Origin of the sequence: Phytobacter massiliensis JC163 (assembly GCF_000321045.1) — a bacterium.
Classification (GTDB): Bacteria; Pseudomonadota; Gammaproteobacteria; order Enterobacterales; family Enterobacteriaceae; genus Phytobacter_A; species Phytobacter_A massiliensis.
Map to the genome: position 1 here is coordinate 486,018 of NZ_HE578945.1, position 21,693 is coordinate 507,710.

19 protein-coding genes are annotated in these 21,693 nt (G+C 56.1%); 18 read left to right on the forward strand and 1 reads right to left on the reverse strand.

The genetic code is table 11. The features are described 5' to 3' along the window. Positions 1-415 precede the first annotated feature (415 nt). The 3 genes from udk (at position 416) to asmA (ending at position 3,599) form a co-directional block, all read left to right on the forward strand. Complete coding sequence (gene udk / locus ENTHG_RS02475) at positions 416-1,057, forward strand: uridine kinase (RefSeq protein ID WP_044178899.1); 642 nt, start codon at positions 416-418, stop codon at positions 1,055-1,057. Between the two features lie 81 nt (positions 1,058-1,138). Further along, positions 1,139-1,720 carry a dCTP deaminase gene (gene dcd / locus ENTHG_RS02480; RefSeq protein ID WP_044173119.1) on the forward strand — a complete coding sequence of 194 codons (582 nt, stop codon included), beginning with the start codon at positions 1,139-1,141 and terminating at the stop codon, positions 1,718-1,720. Positions 1,721-1,745: 25 nt separating this feature from the next. Further along, positions 1,746-3,599 (forward strand): outer membrane assembly protein AsmA, encoded by a 1,854-nt coding sequence (gene asmA, locus ENTHG_RS02485; RefSeq protein WP_044173121.1) that lies wholly within the window; start codon positions 1,746-1,748, stop codon positions 3,597-3,599. A 130-nt stretch (positions 3,600-3,729) separates the two neighbouring features. On the opposite strand, the gene ENTHG_RS02490 is transcribed toward asmA, so the two are convergent. Further along, positions 3,730-5,313, reverse strand: a complete 1,584-nt coding sequence (locus tag ENTHG_RS02490) for a TerC family protein (RefSeq protein WP_044173123.1) — start codon at positions 5,311-5,313, stop codon at positions 3,730-3,732. Between the two features lie 692 nt (positions 5,314-6,005). On the opposite strand from ENTHG_RS02490, the gene ENTHG_RS02495 reads away from it, so the two are divergent. The 15 genes from ENTHG_RS02495 (at position 6,006) to cpsG (ending at position 21,662) form a co-directional block, all read left to right on the forward strand. Then, positions 6,006-7,145: a polysaccharide export protein gene (locus tag ENTHG_RS02495; RefSeq protein ID WP_044173125.1), complete on the forward strand. Its 1,140-nt coding sequence runs from the start codon at positions 6,006-6,008 to the stop codon at positions 7,143-7,145. A gap of 5 nt (positions 7,146-7,150) precedes the next feature. Continuing rightward, entirely contained in the window at positions 7,151-7,594 is a 444-nt protein-coding gene (gene wzb, locus ENTHG_RS02500) for a low molecular weight protein-tyrosine-phosphatase Wzb (protein WP_044173127.1), read from the forward strand. Between the two features lie 2 nt (positions 7,595-7,596). Further along, positions 7,597-9,759, forward strand: coding sequence for a tyrosine-protein kinase Wzc (wzc, locus tag ENTHG_RS02505; protein ID WP_044173129.1), 2,163 nt, complete (start codon positions 7,597-7,599; stop codon positions 9,757-9,759). Between the two features lie 66 nt (positions 9,760-9,825). Continuing rightward, on the forward strand, positions 9,826-10,668 hold the full coding sequence (gene wcaA, locus ENTHG_RS02510) for a colanic acid biosynthesis glycosyltransferase WcaA (protein ID WP_044173131.1): 843 nt from the start codon (positions 9,826-9,828) through the stop codon (positions 10,666-10,668). Then, positions 10,668-11,159, forward strand: coding sequence for a colanic acid biosynthesis acetyltransferase WcaB (wcaB, locus tag ENTHG_RS02515; protein ID WP_044173133.1), 492 nt, complete (start codon positions 10,668-10,670; stop codon positions 11,157-11,159). Before wcaA ends, wcaB begins: the two co-directional genes overlap by 1 nt. Then, complete coding sequence (gene wcaC, locus ENTHG_RS02520) at positions 11,156-12,373, forward strand: colanic acid biosynthesis glycosyltransferase WcaC (RefSeq protein WP_044173135.1); 1,218 nt, start codon at positions 11,156-11,158, stop codon at positions 12,371-12,373. The genes wcaB and wcaC overlap by 4 nt, the downstream gene beginning before the upstream one ends. Further along, positions 12,348-13,565, forward strand: a complete 1,218-nt coding sequence (gene wcaD, locus ENTHG_RS02525; RefSeq protein WP_044173137.1) for a colanic acid polymerase WcaD — start codon at positions 12,348-12,350, stop codon at positions 13,563-13,565. Before wcaC ends, wcaD begins: the two co-directional genes overlap by 26 nt. Before the next feature lie 16 nt (positions 13,566-13,581). Then, the gene (wcaE, locus tag ENTHG_RS02530) at positions 13,582-14,328 is read left to right on the forward strand and encodes a colanic acid biosynthesis glycosyltransferase WcaE (RefSeq protein WP_044173139.1); all 747 of its coding nucleotides are present in this window, start codon (positions 13,582-13,584) and stop codon (positions 14,326-14,328) included. A 22-nt stretch (positions 14,329-14,350) separates the two neighbouring features. After that, on the forward strand, positions 14,351-14,905 hold the full coding sequence (gene wcaF, locus ENTHG_RS02535) for a colanic acid biosynthesis acetyltransferase WcaF (protein WP_044173141.1): 555 nt from the start codon (positions 14,351-14,353) through the stop codon (positions 14,903-14,905). A 20-nt stretch (positions 14,906-14,925) separates the two neighbouring features. Beyond that, on the forward strand, positions 14,926-16,047 hold the full coding sequence (gene gmd, locus ENTHG_RS02540; protein ID WP_044173143.1) for a GDP-mannose 4,6-dehydratase: 1,122 nt from the start codon (positions 14,926-14,928) through the stop codon (positions 16,045-16,047). Between the two features lie 2 nt (positions 16,048-16,049). Beyond that, positions 16,050-17,015 carry a GDP-L-fucose synthase gene (gene fcl, locus ENTHG_RS02545; protein WP_044173144.1) on the forward strand — a complete coding sequence of 322 codons (966 nt, stop codon included), beginning with the start codon at positions 16,050-16,052 and terminating at the stop codon, positions 17,013-17,015. Between the two features lie 2 nt (positions 17,016-17,017). Next, positions 17,018-17,491: a GDP-mannose mannosyl hydrolase gene (locus tag ENTHG_RS02550; protein ID WP_044173146.1), complete on the forward strand. Its 474-nt coding sequence runs from the start codon at positions 17,018-17,020 to the stop codon at positions 17,489-17,491. Then, positions 17,488-18,786 (forward strand): colanic acid biosynthesis fucosyltransferase WcaI, encoded by a 1,299-nt coding sequence (gene wcaI, locus ENTHG_RS02555; RefSeq protein ID WP_044173148.1) that lies wholly within the window; start codon positions 17,488-17,490, stop codon positions 18,784-18,786. Before ENTHG_RS02550 ends, wcaI begins: the two co-directional genes overlap by 4 nt. After that, complete coding sequence (cpsB, locus tag ENTHG_RS02560; RefSeq protein ID WP_044173150.1) at positions 18,783-20,219, forward strand: mannose-1-phosphate guanyltransferase; 1,437 nt, start codon at positions 18,783-18,785, stop codon at positions 20,217-20,219. The genes wcaI and cpsB overlap by 4 nt, the downstream gene beginning before the upstream one ends. Before the next feature lie 72 nt (positions 20,220-20,291). Further along, a complete protein-coding gene (gene cpsG / locus ENTHG_RS02565) occupies positions 20,292-21,662 on the forward strand; it encodes a colanic acid biosynthesis phosphomannomutase CpsG (protein WP_044173153.1) in 1,371 nt (456 codons plus the stop codon). The last annotated feature ends 31 nt before the right edge of the window (positions 21,663-21,693 follow it).

Here is a 21,693-nt window from a genome sequence, read left to right on the forward strand (position 1 = left end):
GCAGCCCCAGACTGGCAAGGCGCAGAAAGGGTGGGGAGTGGTCTTTAAGACGCGCTGGTTTCGTTTCATCATTACCGCTTAATCCGCAAACCCTGGGGTGTCAGGAACGGCGTCCGGACGAGAGAATTATGAGTTCGGATTATGCTAGTACAAACAATTTACAATTCCTATGCTGTCTGCTCAGAATTTGACATCATAATGTTATTAATTACTTAGTTTGCATAAAAACGGCGAAAGACGGCGGGAAAATGAGCGTAAAAATTTGCGAAAAGTTTTCTTAGCGCAAATTACGCGAGCCTTTATCCGACGCGCTGCGCCGGGCTGGTATCATGACGGCGAAATCCCTATAATTGCCGCGTTTGGCGCTCAGGCGTCGTCCTTCCTTTACATCCAGGTTAATCAGGTCGCTAAATTTATGACTGATCAGTCACACCAGTGCGTCATCATCGGCATCGCAGGCGCATCGGCATCAGGTAAAAGTCTTATTGCCAGTACGTTATACCGCGAATTGCGTGAACAGGTAGGTGATGAGCACATCGGCGTTATTCCCGAAGACAGCTACTACAAAGATCAAGGCCATCTGTCGATGGAAGAGCGCGTAAAGACAAACTATGACCATCCGAGCGCGATGGATCACAGCCTGTTGTTACAACATCTGCAGGCGCTCAAGCGCGGCGAAGCCATTGAGCTGCCGGTCTACAGCTATGTTGAACATACCCGCACTCAAGAAACCATCCACGTCGAGCCGAAAAAAGTCATTATTCTGGAAGGGATCCTGCTGCTGACCGACGCGCGGCTGCGTGACGAAATGAACTTCTCGATTTTCGTCGATACTCCGCTGGATATTTGCCTGATGCGCCGCATCAAGCGTGATGTGAACGAACGTGGCCGCTCCATGGATTCCGTCATGGCGCAATATCAGAAAACGGTACGCCCGATGTTCCTGCAGTTTATTGACCCCTCTAAGCAATATGCCGATATCATCGTGCCGCGCGGCGGGAAGAACCGTATTGCTATCGACATTCTGAAAGCCAAAATCAGCCAGTTTTTTGAGTGATACGTGTTAGGGTGTACCCTTGTAGTTACTTTGCTTTGCCCCTGGCCTTCAGGGGCGTGATGCACGAAAGGAGAAAGTGCCATGCGTCTTTGTGACCGAGATATTGAAGCCTGGCTGGATCAGGGCCGTCTGTCGATAACCCCGCGTCCGCCGGTGGAGCGCATCAATGGCGCGACGGTGGATGTGCGTCTGGGCAATAAATTCCGTACTTTTAGTGGTCACACCGCCGCGTTTATCGATCTCAGCGGCCCGAAAGATGAAGTCAGCGCCGCGCTTGACCGGGTAATGAGCGATGAGATCGTTCTTGCCGACGGCGAGGCGTTTTATCTGCATCCCGGCGAACTGGCGCTGGCGGTGACGTTTGAGTCCGTCACCCTGCCCGCGGATCTGGTCGGCTGGCTTGACGGCCGCTCCTCGCTGGCAAGGCTGGGGTTGATGGTGCACGTTACGGCGCACCGTATCGATCCGGGCTGGTCGGGCTGCATCGTGCTGGAGTTCTACAACTCGGGCAAACTGCCGCTGGCGCTGCGTCCCGGCATGCTGATTGGCGCACTGAGTTTTGAGCCGCTCTCCGGCCCCGCCGATCGTCCGTACAACCGCCGTCAGGACGCGAAGTATCGTGACCAGCAGGGCGCGGTTGCCAGCCGTATCGATAAAGACTGAGTGATTCAACCCCACTGAGGCTGCCATGAGAAGAGTGTTAACAACGCTGATGATTTTACTGGTCGTGCTTGTCGCCGGCCTTTCGGCGTTGGTCGTAATGGTCAATCCAAACGACTTTCGCGCCTACATGGTGCGCCAGGTTGAAGCCCGCAGCGGCTACCAGCTTAACCTGGAGGGGCCGCTGCGCTGGCACGTCTGGCCGCAGCTTAGCATCCTTTCCGGGCGCATCACCCTGACCGCGCCCGGTGCGACCGAGCCCGTCGTCAGGGCAGACAACATGCGTCTGGATGTGAGTCTGCTGCCGCTGCTTTCGCACCAGCTTAAGGTTAAGCAGGTGATGCTGAGAGGCGCGGTAATTCAGCTGACTCCCCAAACCCGTAAAATGCCGCAGCAGGGCGCGCCGGTGGCGCCGAAAGAGAACACCCTGCCGGAGGTGGAAGACGATCGCGGCTGGTCATGGGATATTGCCCGCCTGCAGGTTGCCGACAGCGTGCTGGTGTTCCAGCAGGAAGATGACGAGCAGGTGACGGTGCGCAATATCCGCCTGCAGATGGAGCAGAACGCTACCCATCAGGCGAGCGTCGATTTCTCCGGGCGCGTTAACCGTAATCAGCGCGATCTGACGCTGTCGGTCAAAGCGAACGTGGACGCCAGCGAATATCCCCAGCGGCTTAGCGCCGCTATCAGTGACGTCCAGTGGCAGCTGCACGGGGGCGATGCGCCGCCGCAGGGCATTTCCGGCCAGGGCAGTCTGGCTGCTCAGTGGCATCACGATAGCCAGCAGCTCAGCTTTAGCGACCTTAAGCTGAGCGCCAACGACAGCGCCTTTAGCGGCAAAGGCAGCGTTATCCTCAGTGAGAAACCGCAGTGGTCCCTCGATCTTGCTTTCGACACCCTGAATCTGGATAACCTGCTTACCGCGAAGGGCAGCGCTTCCAGCAACGCCGCCACCGCCCAGCAGGGGCAGCAGGCGCAGCCGCGGCGGCCGCGTCCTGTGATCGCCAACGGCGAAATGCAGCCGGAGTTCACCAGCCTGCGCGACTTTAGCGCCCAGGTGGCGCTGCGCGCGAAGGCGATTCTGTGGCGCGGTATGCGCTTCGAAAATGTTAACGGCCAGTTTGTTAACGCCGCCGGTCTGCTTTCCATCCCAACGCTGCAGGGCAAAATGGGGGAGGGGGAGATCTCGCTGCCCGGCACGCTGGATGTGCGACACGAAAAATCCCACGCCGCTTTCCAGCCGAAGCTGGATAACGTGGAGATTGGCACCATTCTCAAGGCCTTTAATTACCCGATATCGCTCACCGGCAAGCTGTCGCTGGCGGGGGATTTCAGCGGCAATCGGATTGATGCGGATGATTTCCGCCGCGCCTGGCAGGGCGACGCCCGGCTGGAATTGAAAGAGAGCCGCATGGAAGGGCTTAATTTCCAGCAGCTTGTTCAGCAGGCGGTGGCCCGCAGCAGTAACGTTCAGGCCCAGCAGAATTACGACAATGCGACCCGCCTTGATAGCCTGAGCGCCGCGCTCACGCTTGATGAGGGCACCATGACGCTTGCGGATATGCAGGGCCGTTCGCCGCTGCTGACCATCAGCGGCGAGGGGACGCTGGACCTGGTGCGCGAGCTGTGCGACACCCACTTCAATGTGCGGGTGCTCGAAGGCTGGAAGGGCGACGGCAAGCTGGTGGACTACCTGAAAGAGACCGCTATCCCGTTAAGCGTTTACGGCCAGTGGCAGTCGCTGAACTACAGCTTGCAGGTTGACCAGATTCTGCGTAAGCATCTGCAGGAAGAGGCGAAACGCCGCCTTAATGACTGGGCGGATCGCAATAAAGATAGCCAGAACGGCAAAGACCTGAAAAAGCTGCTCAATAAGCTATAAGTCCCCCTCTCCCACAGGGAAGAGGGCAGCCCGGATGCGGCGCTAAAACGCCTTATCCGGGCTACGAAACCACAGCGCGGCACCATCCGTAGCCCGGATAAGCGCAGCGCATCCGGGGCAGTTACCGGCCTTATACCTCGTAATCCAGTTCGTCAGCCGCTTTCAACGCTATTATCTGCACTTTCTGCACCCGGTGGCTCTCCACCTCCAACGTTTTAAGCAGGTAATTCCCTACCTGGACCTCTTCACCCGGCTGGGGGATACGCTGCAGATACTCCATCAGTAGCCCGGCGATGGTGTGAAATTCCCGTTTTTCATCCAGCGGCAGCGGCACAAACTGCACCAGGTCTTCCAGCGGCATATGGCCGTTGGCGGTCCAGCTGCCGTCGCTGTTCTTTTGAATATCGTGGCGGGCATCGATCTCTTCCACTTCGTTTGGCAGATTACCGGCGATGGTTTCCATCACGTCGCTCAGGGTGACGATACCTTCCACCGAGCCGAATTCATCCACCACAAAGGCGAAATGGGTGCGGGCATTGCGGAACTGCTCCAGCGCCTGCAGCAGCGGTAGCCCTTCCGGGAAGACCAGCGGCTGGCGCACCAGCGCTTTTAAATCCAGCGGCCCGCCGCGCAGCGACTGCTGGAGCAGGTCAATCACGTGCACTACGCCCAGCAGATAATCCTCTTCCTCTTCACTGGTCACCACCACGCGGGTGTGCTGGTTCTTATCCAGCAGCGCGCGGATCTCCGCTTCCGGCGCGTTTAAGTCAATATGCTCGATATCATGACGCGAGGTCATAATGCTGCTGACCGAACGCTGATTCAGGTTGAGCACCCGCTCAATCATCCGCCGCTCCTGCGGATTGAAGATCTGGCTGTCGTCATGATCGGCGAGCATAGAGGCGGTCTGCGCGTCCAGCTCCGCGTCCTCTTTCCTGCCGCTCAGCAGGCGCATTACCGCTTCGGTGGTGCGCTGACGCAGCGTATGGTTGGCTGACAGGAAGCGACGGCGGTTAAAGATAGCCAGCTGGTTCAGTGCCTCAATCATCACCGAGAAGCCGATTGCGGCGTAGAGGTAACCTTTCGGTATATGAAAGCCGAAGCCTTCCGCGATAAGGCTAAAGCCAATCATCAGCAGGAAGCTCAGACAGAGGATAACAATCGTCGGGTGGCTGTTGACGAAGCGCGTCAGGGCTTTGCTGGCGAGCAGCATTAACGAGATCGCAATAATGACCGCCGCCATCATTACCGCCAGATGATCGACCATGCCGACGGCGGTAATCACCGAGTCGAGAGAGAAGACCGCATCCAGCACCACAATCTGCGCTACCACGGCCCAGAATTTCGCCCCACGTCGCTGGGTAGGGTTATCGCTGTCTTTCCCCTCCAGCCGTTCGTTAAGTTCAACCGTGGCTTTGAAGAGTAAAAACAGGCCGCCCAGCAGCATGATCAGGTCCCGGGCGCTGAAACTTAAATCGCGCACGGTGAAGATGGGTTTCGTCAGGGTCACCAGCCAGGAGATAGAGGCCAGCAGCAACAGCCGCATCAGCATCGCCAGCATCAGACCGGTTACCCGGGCACGGTCCCGCTGCGCGGGGGGAAGTTTTTCAGCAAGAATCGCGATAAACACCAGGTTATCAATACCGAGCACCAGTTCAATCACGATAAGCGTGACGAGGCCAGCCCAGATTGAGGGATCGGCAATCCATTCCATCGTAAACGTAGCACCTTCTGTCATGTTGGAATAATCGTACTACGATCATGGATAAGCTCGGCCGGAAATGCAATGCCAGGCTGCGATTTATCTTATTTCTGCCTCATCGCCAGAATATATTCTGCCGTTAACCGTAGTTTTATTGTGATTAATTTTTGAAGGGATTAGAGAATATTTTCGGATATTTCGCATTGGTAAACATGTGTCAGTATTTTGTCAATATCAATAAAATCCTAAAAAGTGAAATATTTGCTCTTAATATTAATCTTAAAAAGAGACCCTTGCCGGTTTGTTGTCTTGCCTGCCTTTCGCTTAGCTGCAACAATTCTTCCAGCATGAATTCAACGGCGCTGAAAAGTTATATTTTCGATAGCCATACAGCGCTAATGCTTATACCTGAAGAATTTTCTACGTACCGGAATATTCCCAGGTACAAATGATGTACGAGAGGTCTCCTTCTATAACTTACTGTTTAATCAGTGGATTGGTAACTGAAAGCCAAGGGCGGTAGCGTGCCCGGCTATGTGTCGGGGCGTCTGGATTATTCTGTCAATAGCATGTGGTTGAATAAGCGCTTTTTAGGACTGATACCAGTTATATTAAGTTTCAATTAACTGCATTCTGCTTCCGTAGAGGTTAAACGCTTATTTAAATACACAGGGTAATTACTCTGCAAAAGTGATAATTAATCAATGATGAAATCCAAAACGAAATTGATACCATTATTGGTGTCCATGAGCTTGATGAGTGGCTGCACAGTTTTACCGGGTAGCAATATGTCTACGATGGGTAAAGATGTGATAAAACAACAAGACGCCGATTTTGATTTAGACCGCATGGTGAATGTCTATCCGTTAACGCCACGTCTGGTTGAACAATTACGTCCCCGTCCCAACGTCGCCCAGCCAAATATGTCGCTGGACCAGGAAATTTCTAGCTATGAATACCGTGTCGGCCCCGGCGATGTGCTCAGCGTCACCGTCTGGGATCACCCTGAGCTGACCACCCCGGCAGGCCAGTACCGTAGCTCCAGCGATACCGGCAACTGGGTGCAGCCTGACGGCACCATGTTCTACCCCTACATCGGCAAAGTGCACGTGGTTGGCAAGACGCTGGGTGAAATCCGTAATGATATTACCGGGCGCTTAGCGACATACATTGCTGACCCGCAGGTGGACGTGAATATCGCCGCCTTCCGTTCGCAAAAGGCCTATGTCTCAGGCCAGGTCAATAAATCCGGCCAGCAGGCCATCACTAACGTACCGCTGACGGTGCTTGACGCGATCAACGCCGCAGGCGGCCTGACCGACGCCGCCGACTGGCGCAACGTCGTGCTGACCCACAACGGTAAAGAACAACGCATCTCCCTGCAGGCGCTGATGCAGAACGGCGACCTGAGCCAGAACCGTCTGCTCTACCCTGGCGATATCCTGTTTGTGCCGCGCAATGACGACCTGAAAGTGTTCGTCATGGGCGAAGTGAAAAAACAGAGCACCCTCAAAATGGACTTCAGCGGCATGACGCTGACCGAAGCGCTGGGCCAGGCGGAAGGTATCGACCTGACCACCTCCAACGCCAGCGGTATTTTTGTTATCCGTCCGCTGAAAGGCGAGGGCAGTGCGAAAGGCAAGATCGCCAACATTTATCAGCTTGATATGTCCGACGCCACGTCGCTTGTGATGGCCACGGAATTCCGCCTCCAGCCGTATGACGTGGTGTACGTCACAACCGCTCCGGTTGCCCGCTGGAACCGTCTCATCAACCAGTTGCTGCCGACCATCAATGGCGTTCGTTATATGACGGACACGGCACGTGACGTTCATACCTGGTGATTGTGATGTTTAACAAAATTCTGGTGGTTTGCGTGGGGAACATTTGCCGTTCCCCCACGGCCGAGAGACTGCTCAGGAAGTATCTCCCTGAGCTGACCGTGGACTCAGCGGGCCTTGGCGCGCTGGTGGGCAAAGGGGCGGACGCCCAGGCAGTCAGCGTGGCGGGTAAAAACGCGCTGTCGCTGGAGGGCCACTGCGCCCGGCAGATCTCAGCGAGTATGTGCCGGGAGTATGACCTGATTCTGGTAATGGAAAAACGTCATATTGCCGCGCTGTGCGAAATCGCGCCGGAGATGCGCGGCAAAGTAATGCTGTTCGGGCACTGGGATAACGAGCGTGAAATTCCCGATCCTTATCGCAAAAGCCGCGACGCTTTTGAAGCCGTGTACACCTTACTTGACCAGTCTGCCCACCTGTGGGCGCAGGCACTGAAAGCTCAGCAGGGATAACAATGACAGAGAAAACACACCATTCGTCCGCCGCAAGCACAGGTAATGATGAAATCGACCTCGGGCGTTTAATCGGCACTATTATTGAGGCCCGCTGGTGGGTGCTGGGCATTACCTCCCTGTTTGCGCTGGCCGCCATCATCTACTGTCTGTTCGCGACGCCTATCTACAGCGCCGATGCGCTGGTGCAGATCGAACAAAACACCGGCAATTCGCTGGTTCAGGATATCAACAGCGCGCTGTCAAATAAGCCGCCCGCCTCAGAAGCGGAAATACAGCTTATTCAGTCGCGTCTGGTATTAGGGAAAACCGTTGACGACCTGGACCTGGATATTTCGGTGACCAAAAACACCTTCCCCATTTTTGGCGCAGGCTGGGACCGGCTGATGGGCAGGCAGAACGAGACGGTTAAGGTCACCACCTTTAACGTGCCGAAAGCGATGCACGAGCAGGTCTTCACCCTGACCGTACTCAGCCCGAAACAGTATCAGCTAACCAGCGACGGCGGCTTTAGTGCCCGGGGCGAAGTGGGGCAGCCGCTGAATAAAGACGGCCTGAGCATCACGGTCAGCGCCATTCAGGCCAGCAATGACAGTGAATTCACGGTGACGAAATACTCGACGCTGGGGATGATCAACAATCTGCAAAGCAACCTGAGCGTGGCGGAAAACGGCAAAGATACCGGCGTACTCAGCCTGACCTTTACCGGCGAAGATCGTGACCAGATCCGCGACATCCTCAATAGCATTACCCGCAACTATCTGGCGCAGAACGTCGAGCGTAAATCGGCAGAGGCGGCTAAGAGCCTGGAGTTCCTGAATAAACAGCTGCCGGAAGTGCGCGCCAAGCTGGACGTCGCCGAGAACAAGCTCAACAGCTACCGTCAGCAGCAGGACTCCGTGGACCTGCCGCTGGAGGCGAAGTCGGTGCTCGATTCGATGGTCAACATCGATGCCCAGCTTAACGAACTGACCTTTAAAGAGGCGGAAATCTCCAAGCTGTACACCAAAGCGCACCCGGCCTACCGCACGCTGCTGGAAAAGCGTCAGGCGCTGGAGAACGAAAAGGCGAAGCTGAACAAACGCGTCACGGCGATGCCGAAAACGCAGCAGGAGATTGTGCGCCTCACCCGCGATGTTGAATCCGGCCAGCAGGTCTATATGCAACTGCTGAATAAACAGCAGGAACTGCGCATCACCGAAGCCAGTACCGTGGGCGACGTCCGAATCGTTGACCCGGCTATCGCCCAGCCCGGCGTGCTCAAGCCGAAGAAAGCGCTGATCGTCCTGGGGAGCATTATTCTCGGCCTGATCCTGTCGATTGTGGTGGTACTGCTGCGCTCGCTGTTCAATCGCGGTATTGAAAGCCCGCAGGTGCTGGAAGAGCAGGGGATTAGCGTCTACGCCAGCATCCCCCTGTCGGAATGGCAGAAAGCCCGTGACAGCGTCAAAACCGTTAAGGGCGTTAAGCGTTACAAGCAGAGCCAGCTGCTGGCGGTGGGTAACCCGGCAGATCTGGCGATCGAGGCGGTACGCAGCCTGCGCACCAGCCTGCACTTCGCCATGATGCAGGCCAACAACAATATTCTGATGATGACCGGGGTCAGCCCCTCCATCGGTAAAACCTTTGTCTGCGCCAACCTCGCCGCGGTGATAAGCCAGACCAACAAGCGCGTGCTGCTGATCGACTGCGATATGCGTAAAGGTTACACCCACGAACTGCTGGGCACCGACAACGTGAACGGCCTGTCGGAAATTCTGGTAGGGAAAGGCGACATCGCCAGCTGCGCCAAACCTACCTCCATTGCGAACTTCGACCTGGTGCCGCGCGGCCAGGTGCCGCCAAACCCCTCCGAACTGCTGATGAGCGAACGCTTCGCGCAGCTGCTGGCGTGGGCCAGCAAGCAGTATGACCTGGTGCTTATCGATACGCCGCCCATCCTCGCGGTAACCGATGCCGCCATCGTTGGCCGCCACGCGGGCACCACCCTGATGGTGGCGCGCTACGCGGTCAACACGGTGAAAGAAGTGCAGACCAGCCTCAGCCGCTTCGAGCAGAACGGCATTCAGGTGAAAGGGGTGATTCTGAACTCTATCTTCCGCCGCGCGACCGGTTACCAGGATTACGGCTACTACGAATACGAATATAAGTCGGACAGTAAATAGTCCTTCACCCTCACTCTCTAAAAGAGGGTGAGGGAAAAAAGCAACAACCACACCATCGGGGAAGCCATGACCACAGAAAGCCCATTAATTTCGATTTACATGCCAACGTGGAACCGGCAGCAGCTGGCCATTCGCGCCATTAAGTCGGTGCTGCGTCAGGATTATCGCCACTGGGAAATGATTATCGTTGATGACTGCTCGGAGAACTTCGAACAGTTACAGCAGTATGTGAGCGAACTGAACGATCCGCGCGTCAGCTATACCCGAAACGATTTTAACTCCGGCGCCTGCGCGGTACGCAACCAGGCGATTTTGCAGGCCAAAGGCGAATTTATTACCGGTATTGATGACGACGACGAATGGACGCCAGACCGCCTGTCGGTCTTTCTGGCAGACAAAGATAAGCTGACGACGCGGGCGTTTCTCTACGCTAACGACTACGTCTGCGAAGGGGAGGTCTATTCCCAGCCTGCCAGCCTGCCGCTGTACCCGAAATCGCCGTTTTCCCGCAAGCTGTTCTACAAACGCAATATCATCGGCAACCAGGTCTTTAGCTGGTCCTGGCGCTTTAAAGAGTGCCTGTTCGATACCCAGCTAAAAGCGGCGCAGGATTACGACATTTTCCTGCGGATGGTAGAGCAGTACGGCGAGCCCTGGAAAATCGACAAGGCGACGCAAATTCTGCACATCAACCACGGCGAGATGCAGATCACCTCGTCGCCGAAGAAGTTCTCCGGCTATTTCCACTTTTACCGCAAGCACAAATCCCGTTTCGATCGCGCCAGCAAGAAATACCAGCTGTTCACGCTCTACCAGATCCGCAACAAGCGGATGAACTGGCGCACCCTGCTGACGCTCTTTTCCGTGCGTAACGGCAAACGTCTTGCTTACAGTCTGCGAGGGAAATAATGCGTCTGGAGGATTTTCGCGCTAACCACTGGAGCCTGCGCCCCTGCTGCATGGTAGCGGCATACCGCATTGCCCACTTCTGTTCCGTATGGCGCAAGAAAAATGTGCTGAACAACCTGTGGGCCGCGCCGGTGCTGGTGCTGTACCGCTTTATCACCGAATGTCTGTTCGGTTACGAGATCCAGGCGGCGGCAACCATTGGGCGGCGTTTTACCATCCACCACGGTTACGCGGTGGTCATCAATAAAAATGTGGTGGCGGGAGACGATTTTACCATTCGTCACGGGGTCACCATCGGTAACCGCGGCGCAGAGAGCCTGGACTGCCCGGTGATTGGCGACGGCGTTGAGCTGGGGGCCAACGTGGTGATGATCGGTGATATCACCATTGGCAATAACGTCACTATCGGCGCGGGCTGCGTCGTGCTCGACAGCGTGCCTGACAACGCGCTGGTGGTGGGAGAGAAAGCGCAGGTGAAAGCAATCAAATGAATATTCTACAGTTTAATGTTCGCCTCGCTGAGGGTGGCGCCGCCGGCGTAGCGCTCGACCTGCATCAGCGCGCTTTGCAACAGGGAATGCAATCACGTTTTATCTATGGCTACGGCAAAGGCGGGCGCAAAAGCGTCAGCCACGACCGCTACCCGGAAGTGGTTAAGCAGACGCCGCGCCTGACCTCCATTGCCAACCTGGCACTGTTTCGTCTCTTTAACCGCGACCTGTTTGGCAATCTGAATAATCTGTACCGTGAAATCAGCCGCACCCGCGGGCCGGTGGTGCTGCACTTCCACGTGATGCACAGCTACTGGCTTAACCTTGCGGATGTGGTCGCGTTCTGCCAGAAGCTGAAAGCGCATAAGCCGGACACCGGTTTTATCTGGACGCTGCACGACCACTGGAGCGTGACCGGCCGCTGCGCCTTCACCGACGGCTGTGAAGGGTGGAAAACCGACTGTCAGAAATGCCCGACGCTGAACAACTATCCGCCGGTTAAGGTTGACCGGGCGCACCAGCTGGTCAGCGGCAAACGCGCGCTGTTCCAGCAGATGCTGGCGCTGGGCTGCCAGTTTATCTCCCCCAGCCAGCATGTGGCCGACGCCTTTAACAGCCTGTACGGCGCAGGGCGCTGCCGCATCATTAACAACGGCATCGATGTGGCGACCGAGGCTATTCTCGCCGAGCTGACGCCGGTTGCCGTCACGCCGGGGAAACCGAAAATTGCGATTGTGGCTCACGACCTGCGCTACGACGGCAAGACCAATCAGCAGCTGGTGCGCGACATGATGGCGCTGGGCGAGAAGATTGAGCTGCACACCTTTGGCAAATTTTCGCCGTTTGAAGGGGCCAACGTGGTGAACCACGGCTTTGAAACGGATAAACGCAAGCTGATGAGCGCCCTTAACGAAATGGATGCGCTGGTATTCAGCTCCCGGGTCGATAACTACCCGTTAATTCTGTGCGAGGCGCTCTCCATCGGCGTGCCGGTGATAGCTACCCACAGTGACGCGGCGCGGGAAGTGCTGGAAAAGTCCGGCGGTAAGACCTTCGCCGAACACGACGTGCTACCGCTGGTACAACTGCAAAAGGCAGAGATTGCCGAAGCGGTATTCGGGACGAGCCTGGAGACTTTCCGCGCCCGCAGCCGTCGCGCCTATAGCGGCCAACAGATGCTGGAGGAGTATGTCTCGTTCTATCAGAGTCTGTAGTTATCTGTTGCTGCCGCTGATCTACCTGCTGGTGAACGTTAAACTTCTCCAGCTTGGCGAAAGCTTCCCGATAACCATTGTGACGTTCCTGCCGGTGCTGCTGCTGCTCTACGTTGAGCGCATCAACCTCAAGCGGCTGCTGATCGCCTTAGGGACCGGGGCAGGGTTGACGCTGTTTAACTATATCTTCGGCCAGTCGCTGAATGCCGGAAAGTATGTCACCTCCACCATGCTGTTTGTCTACATTGTTATCATCATCGGCATGGTGTGGAGCATCCGCTTTAAAACGGTGTCGCCGCATAACTACCGGAAAATTTTGCGTTTCTTCTATATTGTCGTGGGGCTGGTGGTCATGCTGGCGGCGGCAGAGATGGCGCAAATTATTCTTTCCGGCGGCAGCAGCCTGATGGAGACAATTTCGAAATATCTGATTTACAGTAACAGTTATGTTCTGAATTTCATCAAATTTGGCGGACGGCGTACTACCGCCCTTTATTTCGAACCGGCTTTCTTCGCTCTGGCATTAATCTCAATTTGGCTCAGCATCAAACAGTTTGGTATCAAAACGCCGAAAACCGATGCTATGATTCTGGCAGGGATAGTCCTTTCCGGATCGTTTTCAGGGGTAATGACATTTATCCTGTTTTATCTTCTGGAATGGGCTTTTCAGTATTTGAACAAAGAGGCGATACGCAAAAAGCTTCCGCTGGCTATTATTTCACTGGCAGTATTTGTGGTGGGGGTGGTGTTCGCCTTTCCCTATATTGCCGAACGCCTTGGTGATTTAGGTACGGAAGGGTCGTCATCATATTATCGTATTATTGGCCCGCTGGCGATGGTTGGATACTCGCTGACCAATATTGATGGTGTAGTAAGATTTGGCTCACTTTACGAATATGTTGCATCATTCGGAATCTTTAACGGTGCAGATGTCGGTAAAACCATAGACAATGGCTTGTATCTGTTAATTATCTATTTTTCATGGTTTGCCGTATTACTGACCGCGTGGTATCTGTGCAAAGTTGGAAAAATGATGCTCAACGCGTTTGGTAATAATCAGAATTTTCGTGTTCAGCTTTACCTGTTTACTCCGATATCGTTGTTTTTTACGGGGTCGATTTTTAGTCCTGAATACGCATTTTTAATTGTTTGTCCGTTTATTTTGCGCAAGGCGCTTAATATTTCGAGATGAGGATGAGGTGGGGCTCATGCTACTAAGCATTATTACCGTCGCGTTTCGTAATTTTGACGGCGTGAAGAAAACCTATGCGTCGCTGGCCCATCTGGCCCAGGCGCAGGACATCGCCTTCGAATGGATTGTTATCGATGGCGGTTCGGCCGACGGTACTGCGGAATTTCTGGAAAACCTTAACGGTCAGTACCACTTACGCTTTGTAAGCGAAAAAGATAACGGCATTTACGACGCGATGAACAAGGGCATTAAGATGGCTGACGGCCACTTCGCGCTGTTCCTTAACTCCGGTGACATCCTGCATCCGGAAAGCGTAGATGTCATTCGCCAGCTGGCGCAGAAAAAAGATAATGCCATGTACATTGGCGACGCGCTGTTAGATTTCGGCGACGGCAGCAAAATTCGCCGCAGCGCAAAAAGCGGCTGGTATATTTACCACAGCCTGCCGGCCAGCCATCAGGCAATATTTTTCCCGGTGAGCGGCCTTAAAACCTACCCCTACGATTTGCAATATAAAGTCTCTTCCGATTACGCGCTGGCCGCCAGAATGTTTAAAGCGGGCTATCCCTTTAAACGCCTGCATGGCCTGGTCTCTGAATTTTCGATGGGCGGCGTGTCAACGTCGAATAACCTTGAATTATGCAGGGATGCTCGTGACGTTCAGCGCAAAATATTACATGTGCCGGGCTTCTGGGCGCAATTATCTTATCTGCTGCGCTTACGCACCACCGGCAAAGCTAAAGCCTTATATAACAAAGCATAAAGTATAAATATAAGGAAAAACGATGCAGGAATTAAACGGATTCTCCGTGCCGAAAGGCTTTCGGGGCGGCAGTGCTATTAAGGTTCAACTGTGGTGGGCGGTGCAGGCAACATTATTCGCGTGGTCGCCACAAATAATGTATCGCTGGCGCGCTTTTCTGCTGCGTTTATTCGGCGCAAAAATCGGAAAAAACGTAGTGATTCGCCCTTCAGTAAAAATAACGTACCCGTGGAAACTCACCCTTGGCGATTATAGCTGGGTAGGGGATGACGCGGTTTTATACACCCTTGGTGATATTACTGTCGGCGCTAATTCGGTGATTTCGCAGAAATGTTATTTGTGCACCGGCAGCCATGATTACGCCAGTAAACATTTTGATATTAACGCGACGCCAATCGTGATTGGCGAGAAATGCTGGCTGGCGACGGATGTTTTTGTCGCCCCCGGCGTGCATATCGGCGACGGAACGGTCGTCGGCGCGCGCAGCAGCGTTTTTAAAACGCTTCCGGCAAACATGATTTGCCGGGGCAATCCGGCAGTGGTGATACGCCAACGCGTAGAAACTCATAACTTCTGATAAGTCTGGAGAAAATAAACATGTCTAAAGTCGCTCTCATTACCGGCGTAACCGGGCAGGATGGTTCTTATCTGGCGGAACTCCTGCTGGAGAAAGGCTATGAAGTGCACGGTATTAAACGTCGCGCCTCTTCGTTCAATACCGAGCGTGTGGACCATATCTATCAGGATCCGCATACCAGCAATCCGAAGTTTCATCTGCACTATGGCGACCTGACCGACACCTCCAACCTGACCCGTATCCTGCAGGAAGTGCAGCCGGATGAGGTCTACAACCTGGGGGCGATGAGTCACGTAGCGGTCTCTTTTGAATCACCGGAATATACTGCCGACGTTGATGCCATGGGCACGCTGCGTCTGCTGGAGGCGATTCGCTTCTTAGGCCTTGAGAAGAAAACCCGTTTTTACCAGGCGTCTACCTCCGAGCTGTACGGCCTGGTGCAGGAGATCCCGCAGAAAGAGACCACCCCGTTCTACCCGCGCTCGCCGTATGCGGTCGCCAAGCTGTACGCCTACTGGATCACCGTGAACTACCGTGAATCTTACGGCATGTACGCCTGCAACGGCATTCTGTTCAACCACGAATCCCCGCGCCGCGGCGAAACTTTCGTAACCCGCAAAATCACCCGTGCGATTGCCAACATTGCTCAGGGGCTGGAGTCCTGCCTGTACCTCGGCAATATGGACTCCCTGCGCGACTGGGGTCACGCCAAAGATTACGTGAAAATGCAGTGGATGATGCTGCAACAGGAAAAACCGGAAGATTTCGTTATCGCCACCGGCGTGCAGTACTCCGTTCGCCAGTTTGTCGAAATGGCGGCGGCGCAGCTGGGTATCAAACTGCGCTTTGAAGGCACCGGCGTGGAAGAGAAGGGCATTGTGGTCTCGGTGACCGGTCATGACGCCCCGGGTGTTAAACCCGGCGATGTGATTGTTGCCGTTGACCCGCGCTACTTCCGTCCTGCGGAAGTGGAAACCCTGCTGGGCGACCCGACCAAAGCGCATGAAAAACTGGGCTGGAAACCAGAAACCACCCTGCAGGAGATGGTCTCTGAAATGGTCGCGAAAGATCTCGAAGCGGCGAAAAAACACTCGTTGCTTAAGGCCCACGGTTACGAGGTGGCCATCGCGCTGGAGTCCTGAGCATGACGAAAAAACGTATCTTTGTCGCGGGACACCGCGGCATGGTGGGGTCCGCCATCGTCCGCCTGCTTGCGTCGCGCGACGACGTGGAGCTGGTACTGCGCAGCCGTGAAGAGCTGAACCTGCTTGACGCCCAGGCGGTGCAGGCGTTCTTCGCCAGCGAACGTATCGATCAGGTCTATCTGGCGGCGGCAAAAGTGGGCGGTATTGTCGCCAATAATACCTACCCGGCGGATTTCATCTACGAGAACATGATGATCGAGAGCAACATCATTCACGCCGCGCACCTCAACGACGTGAATAAGCTGCTGTTCCTTGGTTCATCCTGTATCTACCCGAAGCTGGCGAAACAGCCGATGGCCGAGAGCGAACTGCTGCAGGGCACGCTTGAAGCCACTAACGAGCCCTACGCGATTGCCAAAATTGCCGGGATCAAGCTGTGCGAATCGTACAACCGTCAGTACAACCGCGATTATCGCTCGGTGATGCCCACCAACCTGTACGGGCCGAACGATAACTTCCACCCCAGCAATTCGCATGTTATTCCGGCGCTGCTCAGACGCTTCCATGAGGCGACGCTGGGCAACGCGCCGGATGTGGTGGTGTGGGGCAGCGGCACGCCGATGCGCGAGTTCCTGCACGTCGACGATATGGCGGCGGCCAGCATTCATGTGATGGAGCTGGACCGCGAAGTCTGGCAGGAGAACACCGAGCCGATGCTGTCGCACATTAACGTCGGTACCGGTATCGACTGCACTATCCGCGAGCTGGCGCAGACCATCGCTCAGGTTGTCGGCTACAAAGGCCGGGTGGTCTTCGATGCCACCAAGCCCGACGGCACGCCGCGCAAGCTGCTGGACGTCACCCGTCTGCACGCCCTTGGCTGGTATCACGAAATTTCACTGGAGCAGGGGCTTGCCAGCACTTACCAGTGGTTTCTCGAAAACCAGCAACGGTTTCGGGGGTAATGATGTTTTTACGTCCAGAAGATTTTGCCACCGTAGTGCGCTCAACCCCGCTGGTCTCGATCGATCTTATCGTTGAGAACGACCGCGGCGAGTATTTGCTCGGCAAGCGCACTAACCGTCCGGCACAGGGGTACTGGTTTGTACCCGGCGGCCGGGTGCAAAAAGATGAGCCGCTGACCGCCGCGTTTGAACGCCTGACGCTGGCTGAACTGGGCGTGCGCCTGCCGATGTCGGCAGGCCAGTTTTACGGCGTCTGGCAGCACTTCTATGACGACAACTTCTCCGGTAGCGACTTCACCACCCATTACATTGTGCTGGGTTTTCGCCTGCGGGTGGACGCGCCGACCCTGACGCTGCCGCAGGAGCAGCATGACGACTACCGCTGGGTGACGCCCGAGGCGCTGCTGACCGACCCGCTGGTGCACGAAAACAGCCGCGCCTACTTCCGCGACGCGCCGGGAGTACCGGGCTTATGAAAATTCTTGTGTACGGCATCAACTACTCGCCGGAGCTGACCGGTATCGGTAAATACACCGGCGAAATGGTCGAGTGGATGGCGCAGCAGGGGCACGACGTGCGGGTTATCACCGCGCCGCCTTACTACCCCGAATGGCAGACCGGCGAGGGCTATTCGGCCTGGCGCTGGCGTCGGGAAACGGGCGCCGCTACCGTCTGGCGCTGCCCGCTGTACGTGCCGAAGCAGCCCTCAACGGTAAAACGACTGATTCATCTCACCAGTTTCGCCGTGAGCAGCTTTTTCCCGCTGATGGCCCAGCGTCGCTGGAAGCCGGATCGCATCATTGGCGTGGTGCCAACCCTGTTTTGTACGCCGGGTATGCGGCTGCTGGCAAAACTGACCGGCGCGCGCACGCTGGTGCACATTCAGGATTATGAAGTAGACGCCATGCTCGGTCTGGGCATGGCCGGTAAAGGCAAAGGCGGCATGGTAGGAAAACTGGCTACCGCCTTTGAGCGCCGCAACCTGCTCAACGTCGACAATGTTTCCACTATCTCTCGCTCAATGATCAATAAAGCCCGGGAGAAAGGGGTGGCGGCACAGCGGCTAATTTTCTTCCCTAACTGGTCAGAAGTGGCCCGCTTCCGCGAAGTCGATGCGGCGAAGGTTGCCGCGCTGCGCGCGCAGCTTGGGCTGCCGGAAGAGAAAAAGATCGTGCTCTACTCCGGCAACATTGGCGAAAAGCAGGGGCTGGAAAATGTTATCGCGGCGGCGGCGGAGCTGCGCGATAAGCCCTGGCTGTTTGTGATTGTCGGTCAGGGCGGCGGCAAGGCGCGGCTGGAGAAACAGGCCCGGCAACTGGGGCTTGAGAATGTGAAATTCTTCCCGCTGCAGCCCTATGACGCCCTGCCAGCGCTGCTTTCGATGGCGGACTGCCATCTGGTTATTCAGAAACGGGGCGCGGCAGATGCCGTTCTGCCTTCGAAACTGACCAATATTCTGGCGGCGGGGGGCAATGCCGTTATCACCGCCGAAGCGACAACCGAGCTGGGCCAGCTGTGCCTTGCCTCGCCGGGCATCGCCGTTTGCGTCGAGCCGGAGTCCGTTGCGGCGCTGACGTCAGGCATCGCGCAGGCGCTGCTGATGCCCAAAAACAATGCGGTGGCGCGCGAATATGCCGAACGCATGCTCGATAAAGAGAGCGTGTTAACCCAGTTTATGGCTGATATTTCCCGGAGCGATCCGACTGGCGCAGCGCCCGTTACGTCTGCGTCCGAACGTCTGAATTACGAAGGGAATGGGGATAAATCATGAGTCAAACGCAACTGTATCCTGTCGTGATGGCTGGCGGCTCCGGCAGCCGCCTGTGGCCGCTGTCGCGCGTGCTCTATCCAAAACAATTTCTATGCCTGAAAGGGGATCTCTCCATGCTGCAGACCACCGTTTGCCGCCTGGAAGGGGTTGAGTGCGAAAGCCCGGTGGTTATCTGTAATGAACAGCACCGCTTTATCGTTGCCGAGCAGCTGCGTGAACTTAATAAGCTGACCGAGAACATTATTCTGGAACCTGCCGGGCGTAACACCGCGCCCGCCATCGCGCTGGCGGCAATGGCGGTAAAACGCCACAACCCGCAAACGGACCCGCTGATGCTGGTACTGGCGGCGGACCATGTGATTCAGGATGAAGAGGCGTTTCGCTCCTCGGTACGCCAGGCGCTGCCCTGGGCGGAGCAGGGCAAGCTGGTGACCTTTGGCATCGTGCCGGACCTGCCCGAAACCGGCTATGGCTACATCCGCCGCGGCGAGTTGTGCGAGGGCCGCGAAGACGCGGTCGCCTTTAACGTCGCCCAGTTTGTGGAGAAACCCAACGTAGAGACTGCGCAGGCCTACGTGGCAAGCGGCGAGTACTACTGGAACAGCGGCATGTTTCTGTTCCGCGCCGGCCGCTATCTGGAAGAGCTGCAAAAATTCCGCCCGGATATCTATGCCGCCTGCGAACAGGCCATGAGCGCCACCGACCCGGATCTCGACTTTATCCGCGTTAATGAAGAGGCGTTCCTTGCCTGTCCCGACGAATCTATCGACTACGCGGTGATGGAAAAGACCGCCGACGCGGTCGTTGTCCCGATGGACGCGGGCTGGAGCGATGTCGGCTCCTGGTCTTCCCTGTGGGAGATCAGCGCCCATACCCCGGAAGGCAACGTCCATCACGGCGACGTTATCACCCATGAGACGGAAAACAGCTTTGTTTACGCCGAATCGGGGCTGGTGACGACCGTCGGGGTGAAAGACCTGGTAGTGGTACAGACCAAAGACGCGGTGCTGATTGCCGATCGCAACCACGTTCAGGATGTCAAAAAGGTGGTGGAGCAGATCAAAGCCGATGGCCGCCATGAGCACCATATTCACCGCGAAGTGTACCGCCCGTGGGGCAAATATGACTCCATCGACGCGGGCGATCGTTATCAGGTTAAGCGTATCACCGTTAAGCCCGGCGAAGGGCTGTCGGTGCAGATGCACCACCACCGGGCTGAACACTGGGTGGTGGTAGCGGGCACCGCCAAAGTCACCATCAATGACGAGGTGAAGCTACTGGGCGAAAACGAGTCGGTCTACATCCCGCTCGGCGCGCGTCACTGCCTGGAGAACCCCGGCAAGATCCCGCTCGACCTGATTGAGGTGCGCTCCGGTTCGTACCTGGAAGAAGATGATGTGGTGCGGTTTGAGGACCGCTACGGCCGCGTATAACGCCTGATTAATTAAGCATGAATTTTCTCCTGTCGGGAGAGGGCTAACTGTTGCCTGAAAAAGGGTAAAAAGATGACAAAATTAACCTGTTTTAAAGCCTACGATATTCGCGGCAAGCTGGGCGAAGAGCTGAATGAAGAGATTGCCTGGAGAATTGGCCGCGCGTACGGCGAATATTTAAAACCCAAAACCATCGTACTGGGCGGCGATGTCCGCCTGACCAGCGAAGCGTTAAAGCTGGCGCTGGCAAAAGGGTTACAGGATGCGGGGGTGGACGTGCTGGATATCGGGCTTTCCGGCACCGAAGAGATCTACTTCGCCACCTTTCATCTGGGCGTAGACGGCGGCATAGAAGTGACCGCCAGCCACAACCCGATGGACTATAACGGCATGAAGCTGGTGCGCAAGGGCGCGCGCCCCATCAGCGGCGACACCGGCCTGCGCGATGTACAGCGCCTGGCGGAGGCTAACGACTTCCCGCCGGTCAATGCGCAAAAGCGCGGCAGCTACCAGCAGATCAACCTGCGCGATGCTTACATTGACCACCTGCTGAGCTATATCGATACCGCAAACCTTACGCCTCTCAGGCTGGTGGTCAATTCCGGTAACGGCGCGGCAGGCCCGGTGGTGGACGCCATCGAGGCGCGCTTTAAGGCGCAGGGCGTGCCGGTTGAGTTTATCAAAGTCCACAACACCCCGGACGGCAACTTCCCTAACGGTATTCCTAACCCGCTGCTGCCGGAGTGCCGCGACGACACCCGCAACGCGGTTATCGAACACCGCGCCGATATGGGCATTGCCTTTGACGGCGATTTTGACCGCTGCTTCCTGTTTGACGGCGACGGGCAGTTTATCGAGGGTTACTACATTGTCGGGCTGCTGGCGCAGGCGTTCCTCGAAAAACACCCCGGTGCGAAGATCATTCACGACCCGCGCCTCTCCTGGAACACGGTGGATGTCGTCACCCGCGCCGGCGGCGAACCGGTCATGTCCAAAACCGGCCATGCCTTTATCAAAGAGCGGATGCGTGAAGAGGACGCCATCTACGGCGGCGAGATGAGCGCCCACCACTATTTCCGTGATTTTGCCTACTGCGACAGCGGCATGATCCCCTGGCTGCTGGTGGCTGAACTGCTGTGCCTGAAAGGCAAAACGCTGGCGGAACTGGTGCGCGATCGGATGGCGGCCTTCCCGGCAAGCGGCGAGATCAACCTCAAGCTTGCCGAACCCGCGGCGGCAATCGCCCGTGTCGAAGCCCAGTTTTCCCGCAACGCCCTGAGCGTGGACCGCACTGACGGTATCAGCCTTGCGTTCCCCGACTGGCGTTTCAATTTGCGCTCCTCAAACACCGAGCCGGTGGTGCGCCTTAACGTAGAGTCACGCGGCGACGCGGCGCTGATGGAGGCGCGAACGCAGGACATTCTGACGCTGTTGAATCAGTAACCGACGTTTCTGCTGTTCTTCCCCTCATCCT

Excerpts from the sequence above, each read along its gene's own strand:
- fcl (WP_044173144.1), top strand. The coding sequence starts at position 16,050 with ATGACGAAAAAACGTATCTTTGTCGCGGGACACCGCGGCATGGTGGGG.
- asmA (WP_044173121.1), top strand. The coding sequence starts at position 1,746 with ATGAGAAGAGTGTTAACAACGCTGATGATTTTACTGGTCGTGCTTGTC.
- cpsB (WP_044173150.1), top strand. The coding sequence starts at position 18,783 with ATGAGTCAAACGCAACTGTATCCTGTCGTGATGGCTGGCGGCTCCGGC.
- gmd (WP_044173143.1), top strand. The coding sequence starts at position 14,926 with ATGTCTAAAGTCGCTCTCATTACCGGCGTAACCGGGCAGGATGGTTCT.
- ENTHG_RS02550 (WP_044173146.1), top strand. The coding sequence starts at position 17,018 with ATGTTTTTACGTCCAGAAGATTTTGCCACCGTAGTGCGCTCAACCCCG.
- ENTHG_RS02495 (WP_044173125.1), top strand. The coding sequence starts at position 6,006 with ATGATGAAATCCAAAACGAAATTGATACCATTATTGGTGTCCATGAGC.
- wcaA (WP_044173131.1), top strand. The coding sequence starts at position 9,826 with ATGACCACAGAAAGCCCATTAATTTCGATTTACATGCCAACGTGGAAC.
- wcaD (WP_044173137.1), top strand. The coding sequence starts at position 12,348 with ATGTCTCGTTCTATCAGAGTCTGTAGTTATCTGTTGCTGCCGCTGATC.
- wcaE (WP_044173139.1), top strand. The coding sequence starts at position 13,582 with ATGCTACTAAGCATTATTACCGTCGCGTTTCGTAATTTTGACGGCGTG.
- wcaB (WP_044173133.1), top strand. The coding sequence starts at position 10,668 with ATGCGTCTGGAGGATTTTCGCGCTAACCACTGGAGCCTGCGCCCCTGC.
- wcaC (WP_044173135.1), top strand. The coding sequence starts at position 11,156 with ATGAATATTCTACAGTTTAATGTTCGCCTCGCTGAGGGTGGCGCCGCC.
- cpsG (WP_044173153.1), top strand. The coding sequence starts at position 20,292 with ATGACAAAATTAACCTGTTTTAAAGCCTACGATATTCGCGGCAAGCTG.
- udk (WP_044178899.1), top strand. The coding sequence starts at position 416 with ATGACTGATCAGTCACACCAGTGCGTCATCATCGGCATCGCAGGCGCA.
- wzc (WP_044173129.1), top strand. The coding sequence starts at position 7,597 with ATGACAGAGAAAACACACCATTCGTCCGCCGCAAGCACAGGTAATGAT.
- dcd (WP_044173119.1), top strand. The coding sequence starts at position 1,139 with ATGCGTCTTTGTGACCGAGATATTGAAGCCTGGCTGGATCAGGGCCGT.
- wcaI (WP_044173148.1), top strand. The coding sequence starts at position 17,488 with ATGAAAATTCTTGTGTACGGCATCAACTACTCGCCGGAGCTGACCGGT.
- wcaF (WP_044173141.1), top strand. The coding sequence starts at position 14,351 with ATGCAGGAATTAAACGGATTCTCCGTGCCGAAAGGCTTTCGGGGCGGC.
- wzb (WP_044173127.1), top strand. The coding sequence starts at position 7,151 with ATGTTTAACAAAATTCTGGTGGTTTGCGTGGGGAACATTTGCCGTTCC.
- ENTHG_RS02490 (WP_044173123.1), bottom strand. The coding sequence starts at position 5,313 with ATGGAATGGATTGCCGATCCCTCAATCTGGGCTGGCCTCGTCACGCTT.